At 66.4% G+C, this 1,766-nt stretch carries 2 protein-coding genes; one reads left to right on the top strand and one right to left on the bottom strand.

Annotation, left to right across the window (positions count from 1 at the left end; translation table 11 throughout):
- Nucleotides 1-699: LysR substrate-binding domain-containing protein (locus DBR23_RS05550; RefSeq protein WP_233250293.1), on the top strand; the 699-nt coding region annotated here is incomplete at its 5' end.
- A gap of 42 nt (nt 700-741) precedes the next feature.
- On the opposite strand, the gene DBR23_RS05545 is transcribed toward DBR23_RS05550, so the two are convergent.
- The gene (locus tag DBR23_RS05545) at nt 742-1,617 is read right to left on the bottom strand and encodes a LysR family transcriptional regulator (RefSeq protein ID WP_199227638.1); all 876 of its coding nucleotides are present in this window, start codon (nt 1,615-1,617) and stop codon (nt 742-744) included.
- Nucleotides 1,618-1,766 lie beyond the last annotated feature (149 nt).

The raw sequence follows: 1,766 nt of genomic DNA, 5'->3' as shown, positions 1-1,766 counted from the left end.
TCGCTGGTTCCGCTCCAGGCCGCCGCAGGCAATGCTGCGCTGTTGCAGCAGGGCGCAGCGTCCGCGCTGATCCGCATCGGCAGCATTGCGGCGGGCATCAACGGCCTGCTCACGATGGCCATCCCGACCTACGTTGCCGCACACCCGGATGCGGCCATCGATGTCCACGAGGTCACGATCGACAATTTGCTGGAGAGCATCCAGGAGGGGACGCTGGACCTGGCCATCTGCCGCGAACCGACCCCGCTGCCGCAAGGGTTCGCGTTTTGCGCCGCGCTGCAGGATGGGTTTGTGGTGGCCTGTCGCCCGGAGCATCCTCTGACCCGGCAGGCCACCGTCACGGCCGCAGAGCTGCTGGCGCAGCGCTGGCTGGCCCCACCCCTGACCGGGCTGGGACCCCAGCAGGTGGAGAGCCTCTTCGATGAACTGGGTGGTGTGCCTGAGCTGTGCCGCGTGTCGAGCCGTTCGACCGAGATTGCATACGCCATGCTGGCCGACAGCGACATGCTGATGTGCGCGCCCGCCAGCCTGCTGCGGCCGCTGGTTCAGCGTGGGGAGCTGGCGGTGTTGCCGTGGAAGTCACAGGCGGTAGGGCCGCTGGGCATCTTGGTCAAGGCAGATGTGCTGGCGCACCAGAGCCACCCGTGTCACAGCTTCATCGAGTATGTGCTGGCCGTTGGGGCAGGGCTGGGTCGCTGACCGCCATCAGCCAAGCGCTGCGACGGCGCTCCCAGCGTTTTGTCAGCCGCCCTGGTCGCCTGCATCGCCCTGAGCAGGGCCCAGCGCTTGTATCAGCATTTCCACCAGCGCGCGCAGCCGGGGCACCCGGCGCAGGTCCCGGTGGTAACCCAGCCACACATCGCGCCCTGGCGGCGCTGGGGCGACCTCCACCCTTTGCAGGCCGGGGTGCGAATCACCCAACGGGCAAGGCAATACGGCCAGGCCCGCTCCCGATGCGCAGGCCACGGCCTGCACGTGCCGGTTGTTGCTGCGAAACGCGATGCGCGCCGCAGGAAAGGCCTCGCGCAGCCAGGCCGCGTCCGGCATCTCGCTGAAGCCCAGGTCCATGGTGATGAGGCGAACGTCCGTATCGTCCGTGGGCATGTCTGCGCCCCGCTGCATGTACAGCGCGTAGGGCACATGCATCAGCTGCCGCTGTATGACGTCGGGCTCGTCAAAAGGAACGATGCGCGCCACCAGGTCCGCCTCGCGGCGCGCCAGGCTGAAGAGGCGCGCATCGGTCAGGAGTTCGATGCTGACGCGGGGGTGGTGGTTGGTGAACGCGGCACACAGCGGCGCCAGCACATGCAGTCCAAACCAGTCAGAGGTCGATACCCGGAGCGCGCCTTCCAGCTGCTGGTCTGCGCCGTCCAGTTGGCGGGAGAACGACAGCGCCTGCGCTTCCATGCCCTCGGCGTGGCGCAGCACGGCGGCTCCTTCGTCGGTCAAGACGAAGCCCTCGGAGGTCCGCTGGAACAGGGTGTGGCCCAGAGAAAGCTCCAGCGCCTTCAGCCTGCGGCCCATGGTGGGCTGGCTTTGTTTGAGGGCGCGGCCTGCCGCACCCAGCGTGCCGTGCCGGGCAATGGCCAAGAACACCTGTACGTCATCCCAGTTCATTGACTGGATCATACAAAAGTGAATGACAAGGTTTCAATCTTGTGGCTTTTCATTCAAAAGCGAAAGGTGAAAACTGGCGGCACTGTTCAACCCCACGAAGGAAAACGCCATGTCCACCTCTCCCGCCCCCACCATGCAGGCCCTGGTGC

The sequence above is a fragment of the Acidovorax sp. HMWF018 genome (genome assembly GCF_003061035.1).
GTDB lineage: Bacteria > Pseudomonadota > Gammaproteobacteria > Burkholderiales > Burkholderiaceae_C > Acidovorax > Acidovorax delafieldii.
Note: the sequence above shows the minus strand (reverse complement) of the source record. Positions and strands in the feature narration are given on the sequence as shown.